The 4,711-nt window shown below is 62.5% G+C and carries 3 protein-coding genes; 1 reads left to right on the top strand and 2 read right to left on the bottom strand.

All coding sequences use genetic code 11. From position 1 onward, the window contains the following. Positions 1–572, top strand: a 572-nt coding sequence (locus WA145_RS04375) for a transmembrane anchor protein (protein WP_422580391.1), incomplete at its 5' end; no start/stop codon positions are given. 53 nt (positions 573–625) lie between these two features. Here WA145_RS04375 and WA145_RS04370 read toward each other — a convergent pair. Further along, the gene (locus WA145_RS04370) at positions 626–3,775 is read right to left on the bottom strand and encodes an efflux RND transporter permease subunit (RefSeq protein ID WP_310287198.1); all 3,150 of its coding nucleotides are present in this window, start codon (positions 3,773–3,775) and stop codon (positions 626–628) included. Beyond that, positions 3,772–4,711 (bottom strand): efflux RND transporter periplasmic adaptor subunit (locus WA145_RS04365; RefSeq protein WP_422580390.1); only part of this gene is annotated, 940 nt, incomplete at its 5' end. The genes WA145_RS04365 and WA145_RS04370, both read right to left, overlap by 4 nt.

The following is a 4,711-nucleotide window of genomic DNA, read 5'->3' as shown; positions in this document are numbered from 1 at the left end:
CCTTACTGGTCACCGTGGTGATGCCTTCGGAGTACGCCATCGACCCGACGGGCGTTGGTCGCGTACTCGGCCTGACCCAGATGGGCGAAATGAAGATAACCCTGGCCGAAGAAGCGGCAGCGGATGCAACGGTTCAGCCAGCGGCGGCTCCCGTAGCTCAAGCTCCTGTACCTGTTCAGCCAGTAGTTCAAGAGCCTGTTGCAGCAGCATCTGTGGCCGAACCAGTAGCTGAGCCGCAGCCAGCCCTGAAGTCTGATGAGGTGACCGTCACCCTGAAGCCGGGCGAAGCCAGTGAAATCAAGCTGGAAATGCTGGACAAGGCCACGGTCAGCTACGAGTGGACGACCAATGGCATTCCGGTCAACCACGACACCCACGGTGAGCCCTACAACGGCCCCAAGGACTACTACCACAGCTACAGCAAGGCCAAGCAGGTCAAAGGCGACAAAGGCGAACTAACTGCAATTTTCGACGGCACCCACGGCTGGTTCTGGCGCAACCGCAGCAACCAGGACGTGACCATCACGCTGAAGACCAAGGGCGAGTACCTGAGCGTCAAACGCGTGATTTAAGGTAGATAAGCCCCTTCGTCAAATGGCGCAGGGGCTCGCCTGAACACTCAGAGCTATAGCTCCTGTGGTTGGTGACTCTTTCGCGCGCCCTGTCGACGCATCAACCAATAGGCAGCAGGCAACACCAGCATGGACAGCAGCGGGGCTGTGATCATGCCGCCAACCATGGGCGCGGCGATGCGCTTCATGACCTCTGAACCCGCTCCACCGCCCCACAGAATAGGCAGCAGACCGGCTATGATCACGGCAACCGTCATCACCTTGGGTCTGACGCGCAGGACAGCACCTTCGCGGATTGCCTCAAGCAGAGTCGGATCGTCGCTACGCCCAGCATCCACGCGCGCATGCCAGGCGTTCTTCAGATACAGCAGCATGATCACCCCGAATTCGGCAGAGACGCCGGCCAGGGCAATGAAGCCCACGCCGGTGGCGATCGACAGGTTGAAGCCGAACCAGTAGAGCAGCCAGATACCGCCCGATAGGGCGAAGGGCAGGGTGGCCATGATCAGCAGGGCCTCGCTGAAGCGGCTGAAGGTCAGGTAGAGCAGCACGAAGATAATCAACAAAGTCGCCGGCACCACCCAGGCCAGCCGCGCATTGGCACGCTCCAGGAACTCGAACTGACCGGAGTAGGAGACGGTCATGCCAGCATCGAGTTGTACCTGCTCAGCTACGCGTTGCTGCAACTCGCGCACGGTCGATGCCAGGTCGCGCCCACGGACATCGACATAGACCCAACCGGACAGACGCCCGTTCTCGCTGCGCAGCATTGGCGGCCCTTCGGTCAGACTAACCTGGGCGACGGTGCCCAAGGTGATCTGCTGGCCGGCTGGGGTGAGGATCGGCATACGCCGCAGTGCCTCCGGGCTGTCGCGCCACTCCCTGGGGTAGCGCAGGCTGATCGGGAAGCGGGCCAGTCCTTCAACCGTCTCGCCAATATTGCTGCCGCCGATGGCGCCCGATACCACCGCCTGCACATCGGCGATGCTCAGGCCATAGCGCGCCGCGGCCAGGCGGTCGATCTGGATGTCCACGTAGCGCCCGCCGGTGAGGCGTTCCGCCAGCGCCGAACTCACCCCAGGCACCTCTTTGGCCACAGCCTCGATATCGCGCGTTATGCGCTCGATGTCGACCAAGGAGGTTCCGGACACTTTCACCCCAATGGGGCTCTTGATCCCCGTCGCCAGCATGTCGATGCGGTTGCGGATGGGCGGCACCCAGATATTGGACAGCCCCGGAACTTTTACCGCGCGATCCAGTTCCTCGATCAGCTTTTCGGGTGTCATCCCCGCGCGCCATTGATCGCGTGGTTTGAACTGCACCGTGGTTTCGAACATTTCCAGCGGTGCTGGATCGGTGGCGGTCTCTGCTCGCCCGGCCTTGCCGAACACCCGTGCCACTTCGGGCACAGTGAGGATCATCCGGTTGGTTTGCTGCAGCAACTGGGTGGCCTTGCTGGCCGGCAAGCCGGGCAGGGCTGATGGCATGTACAACAGGTCGCCCTCGTCCATCGGCGGTAGAAACTCTCCTCCGAGTCTGCTGAGGGGCCAGAGACTGGACAAAAACACTAGCAAGGCCAGCGCTAGGGTCACCTTAGGCCAAGCCAGCACCCACTCCAGCACCGGCCGGTATGCACCGATCAGCCAACGATTCAAGGGGTTCTGTTGTTCGCTGGGGATATGCCCACGAATCCAGTAGCCCATCAGCACCGGCACCAAGGTGATCGAGAGACCAGCAGCGGCAGCCATGGCATAGGTCTTGGTGAAAGCCAGCGGGCCAAACAGGCGGCCTTCCTGGGCCTCCAGGGTGAAGACCGGGAGGAAAGACAGGGTGATGATCAACAGGCTGAAGAATAGCGCCGGCCCGACCTCGGCCGCGGCTTCGCCGATCACCCGCCAGTGCGCCTCGCCCTGAAGCGGTTCACCGGGGTGTCGAGCCTTCCAGGCCTCGATGTGCTTGTGCGCGTTCTCGATCATCACCACGGCGGCATCGACCATGGCGCCGATGGCGATTGCGATCCCGCCGAGCGACATGATGTTGGCATTGACGCCCTGGTAGCGCATGACGATGAAGGCCATCAGGATGCCCAGGGGCAGGGTGATGATCGCGACCAGCGACGAGCGCAGGTGCCAGAGGAAGATCAGGCAAACCAGGGCCACCACCGCGAACTCTTCCAGCAGCTTGTAGCTGAGGTTATCGATGGCGCGGTCGATCAATTGCGAACGGTCATAGGTGGTGACCACCTCGACGCCGGCCGGCAAGCTGCCCTTCAGGCTGTCCAGCTTGGTCTTCACCGCGGCGATGGCATCGCGGGCATTCTTTCCGGAGCGCAAGATGACCACGCCGCCTACCACTTCACCCTGGCCATCCAGCTCGGCAATGCCACGACGCATCTCTGGCCCCAGCTGAATGGTGGCCACCTGACCCAGCAGCACCGGAACTCCGCTGGCCGAAGCCCGCAGCGGCACATTGCGGAAATCCGCCAGGCTCTCTAGATAGCCTGAAGCCCGCACCATGTACTCGCGCTCTGCCAGCTCCAGGATGGCGCCGCCGGTTTCCTGATTGGCGCTCTTCAGCGCCGCTTCGACCTCCTGCTGAGTTACCCCATAAGCCACCAGCTTCTGCGGATCGAGCAGCACTTGGTATTGCTTGACCATGCCGCCGAGGGTGGCCACTTCGGCTACGTTGGGCAGGCTCTTGAGTTCGTACTTGAGGAACCAGTCCTGCAGTGCCCGCAGCTGGGCAAGATCATGCTGGCCGCTGCGGTCGACCAAGGCGTACTGGTAGATCCAGCCCACGCCGGTGGCATCCGGCCCAAGGGTGGTGGTAACACCCTCGGGCAGGCGTTCCTGCGCCTGGTTGAGGTACTCCAGCACCCGCGAGCGCGCCCAGTAGAGGTCGGTGTCGTCCTCGAACAGCACGTAGACGAAGGAGTCGCCGAAGAACGAGTAGCCGCGCACCGTCTTCGCCCCCGGTACCGAGAGCATGGTTGTGGCCAGTGGGTAGGTCACCTGGTTCTCGACGATCTGCGGTGCCTGTCCGGGAAAGCTGGTTCTGATGATGACCTGGGTGTCAGATAGGTCCGGCAGTGCATCCAACGGCGTGTTGCGCAGCGACCAGAGGCCCAGGGCGGTGATGAACAGGGTGGCCAGCAGTACCAGGAAGCGGTTGCCGATCGACCAATGGATCAGGCGCGCGATCATGGCTGGTCTCCTTCCTTGCGGAGCTGCTCGATCAGCAGGCCGGAGTTTGTCTGACGTGCGGCGATGCGTACGTGATCTCCTGGCTTAAGTCCCACAGCTACTTCGGAGCTGACCAGAGGAAAAGCCATGGTCATACCGGGCATATTCAGGCTCTCGAAGGGGCCATGCTCCAGGGTGACTTGTTTCCCGTCCAGTGCGCGAATAACGCCGTGAGACACATGCAGCCCCTCCGTGCTGTCCTGTTCTGCATTGCCGGCCAGGATGCCCTGCAGGCTGGCTTCCGAATCGATGAGGAACTGGCCGGAGGTAACGACCGCCTGACCTTCCTCAAGACCGGAAAACACCTCCAGACGCCCATCGGCCTCGCGGCCCAAGGTGATTTCCTGGGGGCGGTAGCGTCCGTCGCCTTCGGCCAGCATCACCAATGCACGCTTGCCGGTGCGAATCACGGCTTCACTCGGCACAAGAAGCGTGGATTGTTCGACGGCACTGTTCAGGCGTACGGCGGCGAACATGCCGGGGCGCAACTTACCGGCAGGGTTGGGTAGCTCGCTGCGTACTGTGAGCGTGCGCGTTTGCGAGTCGGCACTCGGCAGCAAGGCTATGACGCGGCCCAGCAGCGGTCGATCAGGAAAGGCCGTCAGGTTGGCGCGGATCTCGTCCCCGACCTGGATACTTCCGGCCATGGCCTCGGGTATCGCCGCATCGAGCCAGACACTGGATAGCCCGTTAATCAATGCCAGATCCTGCCCGGCTTCAACGGTCATCCCGGCGCGTACCTGCAAGGCTTGGAGCTCGCCGCTGATAGGTGTGGTGAGGGTTTGCACTGCCTGCGGTTTGCCGTTGCGGCGAACCTGCTCGATCAACGCTTGTGGCATGCCGAGCAGGCGGAGGCGCTCTTGGGCCGCAGTGATCAAGCGGGCGTCACCGGTACGC

This window comes from Pseudomonas sp. (assembly GCF_049301935.1).
Classification (GTDB): domain Bacteria; phylum Pseudomonadota; class Gammaproteobacteria; order Pseudomonadales; family Pseudomonadaceae; genus Aquipseudomonas.
The sequence above is the reverse complement of the archived record's forward strand: the minus strand, read 5'-3'. Positions and strand labels throughout refer to the sequence as shown.